This window comes from Polaribacter staleyi (assembly GCF_038024045.1).
GTDB lineage: Bacteria > Bacteroidota > Bacteroidia > Flavobacteriales > Flavobacteriaceae > Polaribacter > Polaribacter butkevichii.
In genome coordinates, this window is record NZ_CP150665.1 from 707,214 (window position 1) to 724,613 (window position 17,400).

The following is a 17,400-nucleotide window of genomic DNA, read 5'->3' on the forward strand; positions in this document are numbered from 1 at the left end:
AGTTTAGCTTAAAAAACTCGTTAACGGACTACTTGCAATTGCCATTTCACTTCTCGGAGCCAATTTTGCTTCAAACGCCATTCTTCCTGCTTCAACCACCATTTTAAAGGCTTTTGCCATGGCTATTGGGTTTTGAGAAACCGCAATTGCCGTGTTTACCAAAACAGCATCTGCGCCTAATTCCATCGCATACGCAGCATGAGATGGCGCACCAATACCGGCGTCTACAATTACAGGCACGTTAGATTGTTCTATAATAATATCTAAAAAATCGACTGTTTTTAATCCTTTATTACTACCAATTGGTGCTCCCAAAGGCATTACACATTGCACACCAACATCTTCTAAACGCTTACACAAAACAGGATCTGCATGAATGTACGGCATCACTACAAAACCGAGTTTCACCAATTCTTCTGCAGCTTTAAGCGTTTCTATTGGATCTGGCAATAAATATCTTGGATCTGGATGAATTTCTAATTTTACCCAATTGGTTTCTAAAGCTTCTCTAGACAATTCTGCTGCAAAAACGGCTTCCTTTGCGGTTCTAACTCCAGAGGTATTGGGTAATAAGTTGATATGCTGATGGTTTAAATGTGATAAAATATCATCTTCCTCATTAGCAACATCTACCCTTTTTAAAGCAACTGTTATCAACTCACTTTCAGAAGCCAATAATGCTTCTTTCATTAATTTTGATGAACTAAACTTTCCTGTTCCGGTAAATAAACGTGACGTAAATTCTTTGTCTGCTATTTTTAATTTTTGACTCATTTTTTTATTGTTTTGAATTGATGTCCGTTCGAGCGAAGTTGAGAACTCTTAATAATTCCGTTAAACTAAGAACCGCTCAAAAAGTACGTTTTCTACTTTCAATTAAAATATATTTTAATTTCAGTAATGCTCGATGAGACATATCAATTTTTAATTTAAAATTTCTTGAAATTTAGCAATACTCGTTACATCCTTTGTGATGGCCCCAGAAATTGCAATTCCATAAATACCTGTATTTGTAATTTTTGCAACGTCCTCTAAAACAATTCCGCCAATGGCTATTATTGGAGTTTCAGTTTGTAATTCTTCTAATAGATTTTGATATCCTTCAACACCCAAAACCGGACTTAAATTCTTTTTTGTTTCAGTAAACTGATAAGGGCCTAAACCTATATAATCTACTTTTTTATCTAATAACCTTCTGCAATCTTCTAATGTATTTGCTGTTCCTCCAATAATGTAAGATGTTCCTAAAAAAGCACGAACTTTTAGAGGGCATTCATCTGTTCTTCCTAAATGAACGCCGTCTGCTTTTATTTCTTTGGCTACTTTGTAATGATCGTTTATAATTAATTTGGCTTTAAAGCGGATTGTTATTCCTCTTGCTTCTTTTGCCGTTTCTAAAATAGTTTTAGCATCGCTGTTTTTTAAACGTAATTGCACCCAATCTGCACCAGCAACACACGCTTTTTGTATGTTTTCTATATGTTCTTTGGGCGTTTCGCCTTGTGATATATAGTGTAATTTATGAATCATTTGTTTTGATAATTATGCGTTCCTAATAAAGATTCGTTAGAACTTAAAAACTGTTCTGTGTACAATTTTGTGTTTCTACAAGTGTCTTCTAAAGGAATCTCTTTTGATAAATTTGCCGCTAATGTTGCTGATAAAACACAACCACTGCCATGTTTTTCAAAAATGGGTTTTGTTGTTATTGGCGGAATATTGAGTTTTACAATTTTATTGTAATACACCTCGTCCCAACCTTTTTTATCGATTCTGTGTCCTCCTTTTAGATAGATATTTGTTTTTTCTGATATAAATTCGATGGTTTCTTCAATGCTTTTATCTGGAAACAATGCTTTTATTTCATCGTAATTTGGCGTTATAAAAGAACAGTTTTGTAATACTTTTTCAAAAGTCTCTAAATCTTGAATCGTATGAAAAGTAAAACCTGCACTTGCTTTTAAAATAGGATCTAAGACTATTTTTATATCCGGATTTAACTTTTTTAGAGTCAGAATGACTTCTAATAAAACTTTCCAAGATTGAATGATTCCTATTTTTACAACAGGAATTGAAAAGCGTTTAAAAAGTTGTTGTATCTGACTTAATATTACTTTTTTTTGTATCCATACACAGTCTGTAAATTCCACATCATTCTGAACCGTAACAGCAGTACAAACTGATAATCCATATAGATCATGCGCCTCAAATGTTTTGATATCCGACGTGATTCCTGCTCCGCTTGATGGGTCTAAACCTGCAATGGTGAGTATGTAGTTTTTAGTTTTCAAACTTCTTATTTTATTTTTTACTTCTTTAAATAATGGCGTTCCCTTTTAGGTCAGGCTTTCACTACTCGCTTTTTTTAGGTTTGTTCTCGATACAAATTTGTTCATTCTTCACAAATTCACTCGAACTGACACCTAAAAAAGAGCTCAAACAAACCGTTCAATCCTTAACGCAAAACAATAAGTATTTTTTAAAATGACTTAGTGTTTCTAAATATGTTCTCGATACATTTTTATTTCGTTATCACTTCATACAAACACTCGAACTAACAAACGTTCAATTCCAATGAACTGTCATTGCGAGGACAAAGGACGTGGCAATCTATATTTAATACATCTTCCAAATTCTTCAATCTAAATGACTTTTAATTTTTTTAGTTCTCATTTCATAAAAACACTCGAACTGACAGACATTAAATTCCAATGAACTGTCATTGCGAGGACAAAGGACGTGGCAATCTATATTTAATACATCTTCCAAATTCTTCAATCTAAATGACTTTTAATTTATTTAACTCTCGACTGCGCTCGAACTGACAATTGTATTTTTATTCTGATAATCATTTAATCTCAGAAATGAGTTCTTGATACTTTTTTATTCCGTTATCACTGCATAAAAACACTCGAACTAACAATTGGATTCTTGTTCTCGATACATTTTTATTCCGTTACCACTTCATAAAAACACTCGAACTGACAAACATTCAATTCCAATGAACTGTCATTGCGAGGACGAAGGACGTGGCAATCTATATTTAATACATCTTCCAAATTCTTCAATCTAAATGACTTTTAATTTTTTTAACTCTCGACTGCGCTCGAACTGACAATTGGATTCTTGTTCTCGATACATTTTTATTCCGTTACCACTTCATAAAAACACTCGAACTGACAAACATTCAATTCCAATGAACTGTCATTGCGAGGACGAAGGACGTGGCAATCTATATTTAACACATCTTCCAAATTCTTCAATCTAAATGACTTTTAATTTTTTTAGTTCTCGACTGCGCTCGAACTGACAATTGGATTCTTGTTCTCGATACATTTTTATTTCGCTCTCACTTTATAAAAACACTCGAACTGACAGACAATTATTCAAATACACAACAAACAGATTCCTTCTTTCGTTCCTCAATCGGAATGACACATCATTAAACTAACGAGTAATACTTATCTTTTATACTTTTAAAACTCTCTACTGGGTTTTCTGCATTCCAAACGCCACCTAAAACTCCAATTCCCTTAAAACCTAGTTGTAACGTTTCTTGTATGGTTTCTGAATTAATTCCGCCCATGCCAACAATGGTTTTATTAATATGGTTTACATCAAAACCTTTGCCTTCGTATCCTTCTTTAGAAATGGATGAAAAAACCGGACTTAATAAATGGTAATCGAACTCGAAATAACAATCCTTTAAAACTTTTGGTTCATGAAAAGAAGAACTAATTGTTTTACCATACATGTTTAAGTTTTTAAAATACTCACTCGGATTATCGATATGATCTATGCGTTTTTGCTCTTGAAAATGAATTCCTTTTAAATTGAAATCATTTATTAATTCATGATGATAATGCACTACAATTCTGTTGTGGTATTCTTTATCTATTCGATTTAAATACGCAACGTGCTCTTCGTAGTTTTTCTCGGGTTTTCTAAAATGATAAAAACGCAAACCATGTTCGAATAACTGGTTTAGTATGTCAATTTCATTAGGAATATCTTTTTCTGGTGCAATAAGAACTATCATATTTTTTATAATTGAATTAACAGATTACTTCGTCGTTCCTCCTCGTAATGACAATATTTTTTAACTACTAGTAATGACGTATCCGTTGGTTGAGTTAGGGATTGCAGTGGCATCCTTTTGCTGTCAGTTCGAGTGAATTTATGCAGTGCAACGGAATAAATTTGTATCGAGAACAAGCAAAAGATATAACGGAAAGCCCGACCACGCTTTTTTTCTAAGCGTGGGAACTTCCTAATTATATTATAAATATACTTCTGATCCTTTTTCTTTAAATTCTTTCGATTTTTCCTCGAAACCTTTTGCAATTACTTCATTATCTACAATGTCGTTTTCGGCAGCAAAGTCTCTTACTTCTTGAGAAATTTTCATAGAACAGAATTTCGGTCCACACATAGAACAAAAATGTGCCACTTTTGCGCCATCTGCAGGCAAGGTTTCATCATGGTATTCTAAAGCACGCTCTGGATCGAGTCCTAAATTGAATTGATCGTGCCAACGGAACTCAAAACGCGCCATACTTAAGGCGTTATCTCTGTGTTGAGCACCTGGATGCCCTTTTGCTAAATCTGCGGCATGTGCCGCTAATTTATAAGTAACCACCCCCACACGAACGTCTTCTTTATTAGGCAAACCTAAATGTTCTTTTGGCGTTACGTAACACAACATGGCGCAACCAAACCAACCAATCATAGCGGCTCCAATTCCGGATGTAATATGATCGTAACCTGGTGCAATATCTGTTGTTAAAGGGCCTAAAGTGTAAAAAGGCGCTTCGTCACAAACCTCAATTTGCTTCTCCATATTTTCTTTAATCATGTGCATTGGCACATGCCCTGGACCTTCTATAAAACACTGAACTTCGTGCTTACGAGCAATCTGAGTTAACTCGCCTAAAGTCTCTAATTCGGCAAACTGCGCTTCGTCATTTGCATCTGCTACAGACCCTGGACGTAATCCATCGCCTAAAGAAAAAGCCACATCGTATTGTTTTAAAATCTCACAAATATCTTCGAAATGTGTGTATAAAAAGCTTTCTTTATGATGCGCCAAACACCATTTTGCCATGATAGAACCACCACGAGAAACAATACCGGTAACACGTTTTGCAGTCATGGGTACGTAACGCAATAAAACACCTGCGTGAATGGTAAAATAATCGACTCCTTGTTCTGCTTGCTCAATTAACGTATCACGGAAAATCTCCCACGTTAAATCTTCTGCAACGCCGTTTACTTTTTCTAATGCCTGATAAATTGGCACCGTACCAATTGGCACTGGAGAATTACGAACAATCCACTCGCGCGTTTCGTGAATATTTTCTCCGGTTGATAAATCCATGATATTATCTGCGCCCCAACGACAAGCCCAAACTGCTTTTTCTACTTCTTCTTCGATAGATGAAGTTACGGCAGAGTTACCAATGTTTGCATTAATCTTAACCAAGAAGTTTCTACCTAAAATCATAGGTTCTGCTTCTGGATGATTGATATTTGAAGGAATTACAGCACGACCTCTCGCTACTTCTGAACGTACAAATTCGGCCGTAATTTTATCTGGAATAGAAGCGCCAAAGTGCTCGCCTTTGTGCTGCTTTCTAATCTCTGTCATTTCATCTATTCGTTGATTCTCTCGAATAGCGATGTATTCCATTTCTGGCGTAATAATCCCTTTTTTAGCATAGTGTAATTGGGTAACGTTTTCTCCTTTTTTAGCACGTAAAGGCTTTTTTAATAAAGAAAAACGCATGTGGTCTAAGCTTTTATCGTTTAAACGTTGGTTGCAATATTCCGAAGAAAACTCTTCTAGTTGCTCTACGTTGTTTCGGTCTAAAATCCACTGTTCACGAATTCTTTCGATTCCTTTATGAACATTAATTTCTTTGTTAGGATCTGTGTAAGGCCCAGAAGTATCATATACAGTTACAGGTTCATTTGGCGTTTTCTTTTTCGTCATAGAATCTGTAGTATCGCTTAATGCAATTTCTCGCATAGCCACCTTAATCTGTGGATGGATTTTACCTGAGACATAAATTTTTGTAGAATTAGGAAACGGATGTCTTGTAATTCCGTTTTGCTTTGGTGCGGTGTCTTTACTTTTCATAATTATAGTTAGATCGATTAAATAGTTTGCTTTTTTAATGTTTAACTATTAACCACCTTGTGTGGATTTAATAATTAAAACTTCATCACTATTTTGAAGTAACCGTAAAGACCAATCGCTTTTTTTAACTACACTGCCATTTATAGCAACAGCAATTCCGTTCGTTTTTATTTCTAAAAAACGAATTAATTCTGCTAATGCTAAAGTTTCTGAAAATTGATGATTTTCTTGGTTTACTTTTATAGTAATCATATTTTTAAAATATTTACTGTAAACCGTAGAGAGGTAGTTTTGTATAACTAAATCTAAGCAACTTTTTCCTACGTTGGTATTAACCAAATCAGGTTCTAAGGATTTTTCTCAAACTAATTTAATAGCTACTCCTAAAGTTTACTTTACAAATGTATTGTATTATTTAAATATAAAAGAAGTTTTAAGCTTTAATTCTAAAAGATTTTTTAAACCCACTATAATTAAGCCTGTTTTTTATCATTTGGCAAATCGTCTTGAAATGCAGAAGGTAAAATATCTGGAATTAATTTTATTAAAAGCGGTAATAACAAAGCCCCACCAGGTAATAAAAACACCGCTAAAGAAGGAACTGCTTTACAAATATCTAATAACTGAACTTTAATTTTCTCTTTTTCTTCTTCAGATAAATTAGAATGTGTTGCTTTCTTTATTAAAAAAACAGCCTCTTTACTTTGCCTTAGTTCTAACGCAAGTCTTTGCTTATTTCTAATAAGCAATAGTTTTATTTCTTCTAAACTTGTCATTATAATTTCCTCCTCTTTCTTTCTGTTTTTAACAGGTTTAACTCTCTACTTGTTTGTCCGGCAACCGATGTATTTTCTTCTGCTCTTCTAATTAAATAAGGCATTACATCTCTTACAGGTCCAAAAGGAAGATACTTTGCCACGTTATAGCCTTGGTTGGCTAAATTGTAACTAATATGATCGCTCATACCAAATAATTGTCCGAACCAAAGGCGATTATCATTTTCTTTAATTCCATACTTTTTGGCTAAATCCATCAACAAATAAGAGCTCTCCTCATTATGAGTCCCTGCAAATAAGGCCATTTTAGGATGCTCCATCATGTATTTTATACAGGTATCATAATTAAGATCTGTAGCTTGTTTGTCTTTACAAATTGGTGAAGGATAGCCTTTTTCTTCAGCTCTTTCTCGTTCTTTTTCCATATAAGCACCTCTAACGACTTTCATGCCGATATAAAATCCTTTCTGTTTTGCCTTTTCACGCAATGCTTTAAGATAGTCCATTCTGTCATGCTTATACATTTGTAAGGTATTAAAAACAATGGCTTTTTCTTTGTTGTAGATTTCCATTAATTCTTCTATTAACTCATCTGCAGCTTTTTGCATCCAACTTTCTTCTGCATCAATTAATAAAGGAACGTCTTTTTTTACAGCCAATTCACATACTTTATGAAAACGTGCTACTACTCTATTCCACTCTTCTTGTTCTTCTGTAGTTAACTCTTTTGCTTCGGATATTTTTTGAAACAACCCAAAACGACCAAAACCAGAGGGTTTAAATACCGCATAAGGAATGGATTGTTTTTCTTCACAGAAGTTAAGAATTTTTAAAATTTTTTCTAAAGCGCCATCAAAACTTACTTCTTTATCTTGCCCTTCTACAGAATAATCTAAAACACTATGTACGTTTCCGTTTGCATACATGTTATCTATAATAGGCATACAATCGTCTTCTGTTACACCTCCACAAAAATGATCGAAAACCGTAGATCGTATAAGCCCTTCTACCGGTAAATGAACTTTTAACGCAAAATTAGTTACCGCGCTACCAATTCTTACCATGGGTTCGTTTTGTATCATTTTAAACAAAAAATAAGCGCGTTCTAATTGAGAATCTGATTTTAAAGCAAAAGCTACTTCTGTATTGTCAAAAAGTTTCATACTATATCGTTTTAGTAGAAACAAATATAACTATAGAATGGTAATAATTGAATATTTTATTTTTAATTTGCACACTTAATAATTTAGCAATGAAAACTATTCAAGCAGTAACATATCCTGTTCATTTTCAGAACAAAGCATACCAAGAACTTTCTAATCTAATTGCAAATAACAACTATTCTACAATTTTTATTTTGGTAGATGAGAATACATTAGAGCATTGTTATCCGAAATTTATCCCCAATTTAGAGACCGATAAACGTATTGAACTTATAGAAATTGAGTCTGGAGAAATTAATAAAAATTTAGAAACTTGTGTTGGCGTTTGGAATGCAATTACCGAATTAGGTGGCGATAGAAAAAGTTTAATGATTACTTTAGGTGGTGGCGTAATTACAGATTTAGGTGGTTTTGTTGCTTCTTGTTTTAAACGCGGAATTGACTTTGTAAACATACCAACCACATTATTATCTATGGTAGATGCTTCTATTGGAGGAAAAACAGGAGTTGATTTAGGCGTGTTAAAAAATCAGATAGGATTGTTTGCAAATCCGGAAATGGTGATTGTTGATACGGATTATTTAACCACTGTTTCTGAAAGAGAAATTAAATCTGGTACCGCAGAAATACTTAAATACGGAATCACTTACGACCTTAAACTATTTAAAGAGATAAAAAACAGTAAAGAACTGGATATAAATAAGTTAATACACCGTTCTGTATCCATAAAAAATGAAGTGGTTTTACAAGATCCGAAAGAACAAGGCTTACGAAAAATTTTAAATTTCGGACATACCTTAGGGCACGCTATTGAGTCTTTTTATCTAGAATCTGAAGACAAAGAAAACCTAACACACGGAGAAGCAATTGCCATTGGAATGGTTTGTGAGTGTTTTATGTCTTCTAAATTATTAGGTTTCCCTAGCGAAAAAGTAAGTGAAGTAAAAGAGGTGGTTTTATCAATTTATAATAAAACGAATCTTTTAAAAGAAGATTTTTCTGCCATCATGGAAATGTTAAAACATGATAAGAAAAACGTAAACGGACAAGTAAACTTTGTTTTACTAAACGATTATGAAGATTATAAAATAGACTGTAAAGTACCCGAAGAATTAATTATTGAGAGTATGGAGTTTTATAATTTGTAATTCTTTTTATCAATTAGAAACTAAAACTAAAATATAGATTATAAAAAAATCCCCATACAAACTGTAAGGGGATTTTTATGCTATAAGAGTGATTGCTTAAAACTCTTTCTTACCAAATTCACTATCAATAAATTTAGATTTGTTTTTAGCTGCATTAAACGTATATGATAGATTTAAAGAAACCATATCTACTTCATATCTATAATTTGTAGTGGTATAAAAATTACTCGACGATGTTGTAATACGTTGCTCATTGGTGTTTAACAAGCCCATATCCATATTTTGCCATTGTAAAGTAGCTGTTAATCTATCGTCCATAAACTTTTTTCTAAACGTTAAGTTTGGCGAGTAAAAACGAGAATCTTCACCCATTGCTGTATTTCTATCAGACAAGTAGTTAAAAGTAAATTGTAAAGATGCATTCTCCCAAAAATTATACGTAGAGTTTAAGTTAAAAGAATAAATGGTAGACTTAGAATCTATATTATAACTTCTGTCAATTCCGTCTCTGTGGTTAAAGTTTAACACACCATCAATGGCATAATTATATACATTTACCCCTAAAGAGTTTGTCCAGTTTTGAGTTGGTTTAATGGTTGCGCCAATTTCTAAACCAATAGCATTACTTCTACCAACATTAGAATATACTCTATTAATTACACTATCTATAATTGCGCCACTTTTCTCATAAGCCAACGTGTTTACTCGGTTAATAACGTTATCTACATGTCTAAAATAAGCCGTTGCATACACTGAGTTCCCTCCTTTTAATTTTTTAGTAACCCCTAATTCTACCAAATCTATAAACTCTGGTAACAACTCATTGTCTCCTTGTTCAAAAACTTCAGAATGCTCACGTTCTGCAAAACTATTCATCTTAAATGTAGTAGTTCTTTCTACCCTTTTACTATAAGCCGTTTTTATATTGGTATTCTCGTTAATTTTATACTGTAAGGACGCAGAAGGAAATAACTTTACAAAATCGTAATTATATACATTCTCATTTGCTTCGCTTCTTAAAGCCTCTTTATACACTCTATCCATAGATTCTAAACGAACTCCTGCAGCATAATCCCATTTACTTTTAGAACCTGTTACTTGCGCATACCCAGAATGAATGGTTCTTTTTAAACTAACATCACTAGAAAACTCATTAACTTGAACTCCATCTCTCTCATAGACAAAGGTACCTGTATGATCTAAATCTCTATATTGATATCCTGTTTCTAAAGTCCCAAAAGAAAAAGGTTTCCATTGGTAGTCTAGGTTAAAACGTGTTCCGTATAAAGGATTATCATTGGTATTATATTCTCTCTGATAAACGATATTATTATCAGGATTCCCTAAATTATCATTTTCTGTTGGACCTCCTAAAAAAGTATATTCATATAAAATTGATGCAGAAAGCTTAGATGCATTATCAAACTTGTGTGCATAATCAAAACTACCCAAAGCAAAATCACCTTTTCTTGTTCTTAAGTTATGGTTGTAATAAGAAAAAGTATACAAACGATTGTCACTTCCAATCGGAGAAATAGCATGATTATCTGTATAAATAATATCTGCCAAACGATCTTTGGTACGTTTCCCTGCAAAAAGACCAATCGAATAACTATCCGATTTATTTGGAGTATAATCTACATTAAAACGTCCGTTATAAGTAACTTCATCAAAACTACGCTCACCATCCGAAGGTAAAAAAGTTGTTTTATTTTCTGGAGCATTTACAATGTACATATCTCCTTCTCTTCTACCCGTTTTATCATTTCTTTGGTAACTAGCACCCACAGAAATATTCCAATTGTCTGTTCTTTTATTTACAGTAGCATCAATTCCGTATCTCTTTGCCGCTACCTTTGTATCATACTCTTCTATCGAAGGAAATCCACCACGAACATTTACTTGTGCATATGTTCCGTTGATAGCCCCTTTTTTAGTGATGATATTTAAGATACCTCCTTTTCCTTCTGGATCGTACTTTGCAGAAGGCGCTGTAATTAACTCTACACTTTCTAAAGCATTTGCAGGCAATTGTGCTAAAATAGTACTTGCATCACCTTGCGTTGGTTTTCCGTTGATTAAAACCGTAAAACCTTTACTACCTCTTACACTTATATCACCTAAACCATCTACAGTAATAGAAGGTAAGTTTTTAACCACGTCTACCGCATTTCCTCCTACTGTGCTTTGGTATTTTTTAGTATCAAAAACTTGTCGGTCTATTTTATGTACCACGGCACTTCTTTCGGATTTTACAACAACTTCATTCAATTGGTTTCCAGTTCCTAAAATTAGCGCTATAGTTCCTACATTTTTTCTCTCACCTTTTTTATTGATTACAACCGGCTTAATTGTTTTAATTTGATACCCAATAAAAGAAGCCTCTAAATAATAGTTTCCTGGCTTAACATTTTCTATAGAAAATAAACCCTCTAAATTAGTTACAACACCTGTTACCAGTGTTTTATTACTGGAGTTATACAAAGCTAATGTTGCATACTCTAAAGGAGAATTGTCTTCTGAATCTGTTATTTTACCAGTTAATTGAGCAGTAGCAATCTGACTTGCAATAAGCGCGAGTACTAAAAATACACATTTTTTAAATTTCATTGAAATTGGTTTTTATCTAAGTTATAATTTGGTTTAATTATATTATGAAGTGGTTAGACTAAATAAACATATAAAGTTTAATGGGGTTCATTTTTATCCATAGTAAAAAGTATGCAAAATAACATCTTTCGCACTTTCTAGCAAAAGTACTTTAGTGTATTGTCTTAAAATGGTCTATTTGAAAATTTTATGGTCTAAATAATTTTCTTAGGCTTCTTAAACTGTTTGGGAGTTTCACCAGTGTAGCGCTTAAAGTATTTTGTAAAATGAGAGGAGTCTTTAAAACCTAAACTATACGCAACATCGCTAATAGTCTCATTGGTATACAACAAACGTCTTTTAACTTCTTTTATAATATGGTCTGCAATTATATCTGATGCAGATTTACCATATTCTTTTCTACAAATTGCATTTAAATTCTGAGGAGTTGTATTTAAATGCTCTGCATAATAATTTACATTATTTTTTAGAGAGCGAGACAAAAGATCTGTAAAAAGCAAAACCACATCTGTACTCTCTACCTTTTTTAAATGTGCATACGCTACTAACTTAGAAAACAATGCTTTTAATCCGCCTTCTACCGCCTCTCTATTTACAATTTCTTGTTGCTTTTCCCATGCCAATGATTTAAAAAGAGCTTTTAAAGAAACATCTTTTTTTGTTGTTTTTATTTTTGATGTATGTTGTAGTTTTAATAGCTGATGATTTATAAACTTATCTAAGGTTTTTTCTAAAAAAACTTCTTTTATAATGATTACATATCCTTTTGGTTGGGTTGTAATTTCCCAATGATGCACTTCATCTTTTTTAATTACAAAAACCGTTGATGGTTTTATTTTATAACTCTTTAAATCTACATGATGATACCCTGTACCTTTTATAAAGTACACAATTTCTAGGTACTTATTATGCTTATGTGGCTTTGTATACCGTTTTGTAACATCAAATTCTTCAATTTTAATGTCGCTATATTCTGCTATTTTATTGTAGGTATCAATTTTGCTCTTCATCAACATCTTTTAAAGTAAGTTGTAAAACAATGATATAAAAAAAATCCTTCTGAACAGAAGGATTTTTTTTATAGTGTAAAATAAAGTACTAAACTTTTTTAACTTTAACTGCATTCATACCACGCATACCTCTTTCTAATTCGAAAGAAACTTTATCGTTTTCTGCAATTTCATCTATTAAACCACTTACGTGTGTAAAATATTTTTCGTTATTTTCTAAGTCTATAATAAACCCAAAACCTTTAGATGAATCAAAGAAAGAAACTTTTCCTTTTCTAACAGGATCTTCTTCTGGTAAATCTTCTTTTTTGGTTACTGAAATCTGAATATCTTCCAATTCATATTCTACTTTTAAATCTGGATCTGGTGGAGTATCTGTTAAATTTCCATTATGATCTACATAAGCAAATTGGATTCCTGTTGATCCATTTTCTTCTTTGTTCGCTTTTCTAGCGTCCATTTTCTTTTGCTTGTCTTGACGTTTTTTTAAACGTTTTTTTTCTTTTTCACTTTTACTAAAGGTTTGCTGCGATTTTGCCATTAAAAATATAAGAGTTTTTTAAATTAATATTTCTGAAAAGATAAAATACCTAACTGGAAATTCGAAATCAAACTAACGCTAACTAGTGTATTTAGAGGAGTGTATTTTTTCTTAGTGGCGCAAAGATACGACAAATTTAAAAGTTTTCAAAATAGTTAGACATTTAAGAAATATTTATTTACAAGAACGATACAGTAATAAATGATAAGTTAAAATAATCTTAACATAGTAAAATAATATAGTAACACTTACATAGTTAATAGTAATACTATTATATTTGCAATTAAATAATTATGCTACTATGAAAAACTTATTATCTGTTTTAAAAATTTCTGTTCCCGATAAAATATTTATCAAAGATCCTGAAACATCTGTTTTAGGAAAAAAAATTATAGAACATAGTATCCTACTAATTAATGAAATTGGTTTTGAAGCCTTTACTTTTAAAAAACTAGGCACTAAAATTGGATCTAACGAAAGCTCTATTTACAGATATTTTGAGAGTAAACACAAATTACTTTTGTACCTTTCCTCTTGGTATTGGGCATGGTTAGAATACCAATTGGTTATAGAAACTTTTAGTATTTCTGAAGACAACGAAAAATTAGAAAAAGCAATACAAGTGGTTACAAGAACAGTAAAAGAAGAGGCTAACTTTTTACATATAAACAAACCCTTTCTACATAAAATTATTATTAATGAAAGCTCTAAATCTTTTTTAAGGAAAGAAGTAGACGCAGATAATAAAGAAGGTTATTTTGAAGTTTACAAGCGGGTAATTACACGAATTAGCACCATGATATTGGCTGTAAATAAAAACTACCCTTATGCTTTAAGTTTAGCAAGTACTATTGTAGAAAGTAGTTTGCACCAACATTATCTTAAAGACCATTTTCCTTTAATAACAGATAGCAAACCTAAAGAAACACCTACTAATTTTTTTATTCATTTAGTTAAAAGTACAATCAAATAAATATGGAAAACAAACAATTAACTCCTTGGCAAAGATTTGTTGGTGTATTAAAATTAGAAAGAAAAGATATCTTTCAAATATTTTACTATGCCATTTTTGGTGGTCTTGTAGCACTTTCTCTTCCCTTAGGTATTCAGGCAATTATTAATTTAATACAGGGAGCACAGGTTTCTACTTCTTGGATCGTTTTAGTTATCCTTGTTACTATTGGTGTTGTTTTTTCTGGTGCATTGCAATTAATGCAGTTAAGAATTATAGAAACTATACAACAAAGAATTTTTACCAGAGCTTCTTTTGAATTAAGTTTTCGTTTTCCTAAAATAAAAATGAATGAGTTGCGTAATAACTACCCTCCTGAATTGGCCAATCGTTTTTTTGATACTTTAACCATACAAAAAGGATTATCAAAAATATTAATTGATGTACCAACCGCTTTGTTACAAATTATTTTTGCGCTGATTTTACTCTCATTTTACCACGCCTTTTTTATTGTTTTTGGTATTCTTTTGTTACTTTTAATTTATATCGTATTCAAATTTACCGCTCAAAAAGGACTAGAAACCAGTTTAATAGAATCTAAAAAGAAATATAAAGTTGCACATTGGATACAGGAAGTGGCAAGAACTGTTGTGAGCTTTAAATTGTCTGGAAATACCAGTTTAGCATTAGAAAAAAATGATGACTTAGTCAATAAATATTTAGAAGCTAGAGAAAATCATTTTAAAATATTGATGCTGCAATTTATTCAAATGATTGGTTTTAAAGTAATTGTTACTGCTAGTTTGCTATTAATTGGTGGGGCTTTGGTATTAAATCAAGAAATGAATATTGGGCAATTTGTGGCTGCAGAAATTATTATTCTTTTGGTTATACAATCTGTAGAAAAACTAATTATAGGTTTAGAGTCTTTTTATGATGTACTTACATCTATAGAAAAAATAGGTCAGGTTGTAGATAAAGAACTAGAGTCGCAAGAAGGAGAAAAACCTTTATTTAAAAACGGTTTAACTGTAGAGTTAGATGGTGTTTCTTATGGGGTAGAAAATAGAGAAAAACACATTATTAAAAATGTATCTGTTACTTTAAATCCTAAAAGTAGAATTTTAGTTATGGGAGAAAGTGGTGCAGGAAAATCTACCTTATTACGTTTAATATCTGGAGTTATAGAACCTGTTTCGGGTAACATATATGTTAACAACCTATCTTTAAGTAGTTTAAATTTAAATCACTACCGTTCTCAACTTGGTTTATCATTGTCTGACGAAACCCCTTTTGAAGGTAGTATTAAAAAGAATTTAGTTTTTAATAATAAAAACATTAAGGATGAACTTATTTATGAAGTTTTAGAAATTGTTGGTTTAACTCAATTTTTAAAAGAACAACCCAAAGGTTTAGAAACTGTTTTATATCCAGAAGGAAGACAAATGTCTTACACCATTGCAAAAAAATTAATTTTAGCTAGAGCCATTATTAAGCAACCAAAAATAATGATTTTAGAAGACCCATTAGATCAATTTAATTTAGAAGAAACTGTTCGAATCATTAATTATTTAACAGACGTTAAAAGACCTTGGGCTTTAATTGTAGTAAGTAGTAAAAAAAGTTGGAGAACTCAATGTAACGAAACAATTACTTTAGAAAAAGGAGAAATTAAATCAATAAATTAAGGAGCAATGTTAAACATATCTAACAACCAATTACACAAAACTGTTGATTTAAAAGATTTTAAATCGGGCAAAATTATTTTTACAAAAGAGTACTACAAAGCTTTTAACAAATTTCTTTTGGTTTTTGCTTGTATCGGCCTTATTGCCCTCTTTTTACCTTGGACACAAAATATATCTGGTAAGGGATTGGTAACTACCCTAACGCCTAACCAAAGACCACAAACCATACAATCTCAAATTCCTGGAAGAATTGAAGAATGGTTTGTAACCGAAGGTGATTTTGTAAAAAAAGGAGATACTATTTTAAGAATTTCTGAAGTAAAAAGTGATTATTTTGACCAACGTTTAATTGAAAGAACAAGCGATCAAATTAATGCAAAATCGTCTTCTGTAAACGCGTATCAAGGAAAAGTAGCTGCTTTAAAAAGACAAGTAAATGCCTTAAAACAAGAACAACGCTTAAAAATAGAACAAACAAAAAATAAATTACTACAATCTAAATTAAAAGTAAAAAGTGATAGCATTGATTTTGAAGCTGCTAAAACAAATACTTTAATTGCCGAAAAACAGTACAATCGTACGCAAACCTTACAAAGCGAAGGCTTAAAAGCGGTAAAAGATGTAGAAGACAAAAGATTAAAATTACAAGCTACACAAGCAAAACTAATTTCTCAAGAAAATAAACTTTTAGCAAGTAGAAATAATATTTTAAATGCACAATTAGAACTATCTCGAATAAACGCCACGTACACCGATAAAATTTCTAAATCACAAAGTGATATGTACACAGCACAATCTAGTGGTTTTGATGCAGAAGCACAAGTGTCTAAATTAGAAAACAGCAGAAGCAATTATAGTGTTAGAAATAGCCTATTATACATCACAGCTCCACAAAATGGTTTTATAAACAAAGCTATTAAAGGCGGAATTGGAGGCACTTTTAAAGCTGGAGATGATTTGGTTGGTATTATGCCAGAAAAATATGATTTAGCAGTAGAAACTTTTGTACGACCTATAGATTTACCTTTATTACATATTGGCGATAAAATGCGTGTTCAGTTTGATGGTTGGCCTGCAATTGTTTTTAGTGGTTGGCCTAATGCTTCTTACGGAACGTATGGCGCAAAAGTAATTGCTATCGAAAACTTTATAAGCCCCAATGGTAAATACAGAGTTTTAATTGCTCCAGATACTACAGATTATAATTGGCCCGAAGGGATTAGAGTTGGTTCTGGCGCAAAAACTATTGCACTTTTAGAAGATGTACCTATTTATTTTGAAATGTGGAGACAACTTAACAGCTTCCCTCCTAACTACTATCAGCCAGAAGGAACAAAAAGTGATACAAAGAAAAAATAATATCAATTTTATTA

At 32.0% G+C, this 17,400-nt stretch carries 15 protein-coding genes and 1 riboswitch; of the genes, 4 read left to right on the top strand and 11 right to left on the bottom strand.

Annotated features, from left to right (window positions below):
• Positions 1–3: 3 nt before the first annotated feature.
• From WHD07_RS02865 to WHD07_RS02900, 8 genes are all read right to left on the bottom strand, one after another.
• A complete protein-coding gene (locus tag WHD07_RS02865) occupies positions 4–774 on the bottom strand; it encodes a thiazole synthase (RefSeq protein ID WP_343329973.1) in 771 nt (256 codons plus the stop codon).
• A 150-nt stretch (positions 775–924) separates the two neighbouring features.
• Entirely contained in the window at positions 925–1,530 is a 606-nt protein-coding gene (gene thiE, locus WHD07_RS02870; RefSeq protein ID WP_343329974.1) for a thiamine phosphate synthase, read from the bottom strand.
• Positions 1,527–2,291, bottom strand: coding sequence for a hydroxymethylpyrimidine/phosphomethylpyrimidine kinase (locus tag WHD07_RS02875; RefSeq protein ID WP_343329975.1), 765 nt, complete (start codon positions 2,289–2,291; stop codon positions 1,527–1,529). The genes thiE and WHD07_RS02875 overlap by 4 nt, the downstream gene beginning before the upstream one ends.
• A gap of 1,151 nt (positions 2,292–3,442) precedes the next feature.
• Complete coding sequence (locus WHD07_RS02880) at positions 3,443–4,039, bottom strand: thiamine phosphate synthase (protein WP_343329976.1); 597 nt, start codon at positions 4,037–4,039, stop codon at positions 3,443–3,445.
• A 240-nt stretch (positions 4,040–4,279) separates the two neighbouring features.
• A complete protein-coding gene (gene thiC / locus WHD07_RS02885; RefSeq protein WP_343329977.1) occupies positions 4,280–6,139 on the bottom strand; it encodes a phosphomethylpyrimidine synthase ThiC in 1,860 nt (619 codons plus the stop codon).
• 48 nt (positions 6,140–6,187) lie between these two features.
• The gene (gene thiS / locus WHD07_RS02890) at positions 6,188–6,478 is read right to left on the bottom strand and encodes a sulfur carrier protein ThiS (RefSeq protein ID WP_302849599.1); all 291 of its coding nucleotides are present in this window, start codon (positions 6,476–6,478) and stop codon (positions 6,188–6,190) included.
• Positions 6,440–6,534: riboswitch (TPP riboswitch) on the bottom strand. (Overlaps the previous gene by 39 nt.)
• A 78-nt stretch (positions 6,535–6,612) precedes the next feature.
• Complete coding sequence (locus WHD07_RS02895) at positions 6,613–6,915, bottom strand: LETM1 domain-containing protein (protein ID WP_105048837.1); 303 nt, start codon at positions 6,913–6,915, stop codon at positions 6,613–6,615.
• Positions 6,915–8,078, bottom strand: a complete 1,164-nt coding sequence (locus tag WHD07_RS02900) for a proline dehydrogenase family protein (protein WP_343329978.1) — start codon at positions 8,076–8,078, stop codon at positions 6,915–6,917. The genes WHD07_RS02895 and WHD07_RS02900 overlap by 1 nt, the downstream gene beginning before the upstream one ends.
• Positions 8,079–8,167: 89 nt before the next feature.
• Here WHD07_RS02900 and aroB point away from each other — a divergent pair, with 89 nt between their 5' ends.
• Positions 8,168–9,226, top strand: coding sequence for a 3-dehydroquinate synthase (aroB, locus tag WHD07_RS02905; protein WP_343329979.1), 1,059 nt, complete (start codon positions 8,168–8,170; stop codon positions 9,224–9,226).
• A gap of 96 nt (positions 9,227–9,322) precedes the next feature.
• On the opposite strand, the gene WHD07_RS02910 is transcribed toward aroB, so the two are convergent.
• The 3 genes from WHD07_RS02910 to WHD07_RS02920 form a co-directional block, all read right to left on the bottom strand.
• Positions 9,323–11,836: an outer membrane beta-barrel protein gene (locus tag WHD07_RS02910; protein ID WP_343329980.1), complete on the bottom strand. Its 2,514-nt coding sequence runs from the start codon at positions 11,834–11,836 to the stop codon at positions 9,323–9,325.
• Between the two features lie 194 nt (positions 11,837–12,030).
• Positions 12,031–12,846, bottom strand: a complete 816-nt coding sequence (locus tag WHD07_RS02915; RefSeq protein ID WP_343329981.1) for a helix-turn-helix transcriptional regulator — start codon at positions 12,844–12,846, stop codon at positions 12,031–12,033.
• Between the two features lie 88 nt (positions 12,847–12,934).
• A complete protein-coding gene (locus tag WHD07_RS02920; RefSeq protein ID WP_105048843.1) occupies positions 12,935–13,387 on the bottom strand; it encodes a cold-shock protein in 453 nt (150 codons plus the stop codon).
• A gap of 301 nt (positions 13,388–13,688) precedes the next feature.
• On the opposite strand from WHD07_RS02920, the gene WHD07_RS02925 reads away from it, so the two are divergent.
• From WHD07_RS02925 to WHD07_RS02935, 3 genes are read left to right on the top strand one after another with little or no spacing between them, the layout of a single operon-like run.
• Positions 13,689–14,360, top strand: a complete 672-nt coding sequence (locus tag WHD07_RS02925) for a TetR/AcrR family transcriptional regulator (protein WP_343329982.1) — start codon at positions 13,689–13,691, stop codon at positions 14,358–14,360.
• A gap of 2 nt (positions 14,361–14,362) precedes the next feature.
• On the top strand, positions 14,363–16,027 hold the full coding sequence (locus WHD07_RS02930) for a peptidase domain-containing ABC transporter (protein WP_343329983.1): 1,665 nt from the start codon (positions 14,363–14,365) through the stop codon (positions 16,025–16,027).
• Between the two features lie 6 nt (positions 16,028–16,033).
• Positions 16,034–17,386: an HlyD family secretion protein gene (locus WHD07_RS02935; protein WP_105048846.1), complete on the top strand. Its 1,353-nt coding sequence runs from the start codon at positions 16,034–16,036 to the stop codon at positions 17,384–17,386.
• The last annotated feature ends 14 nt before the right edge of the window (positions 17,387–17,400 follow it).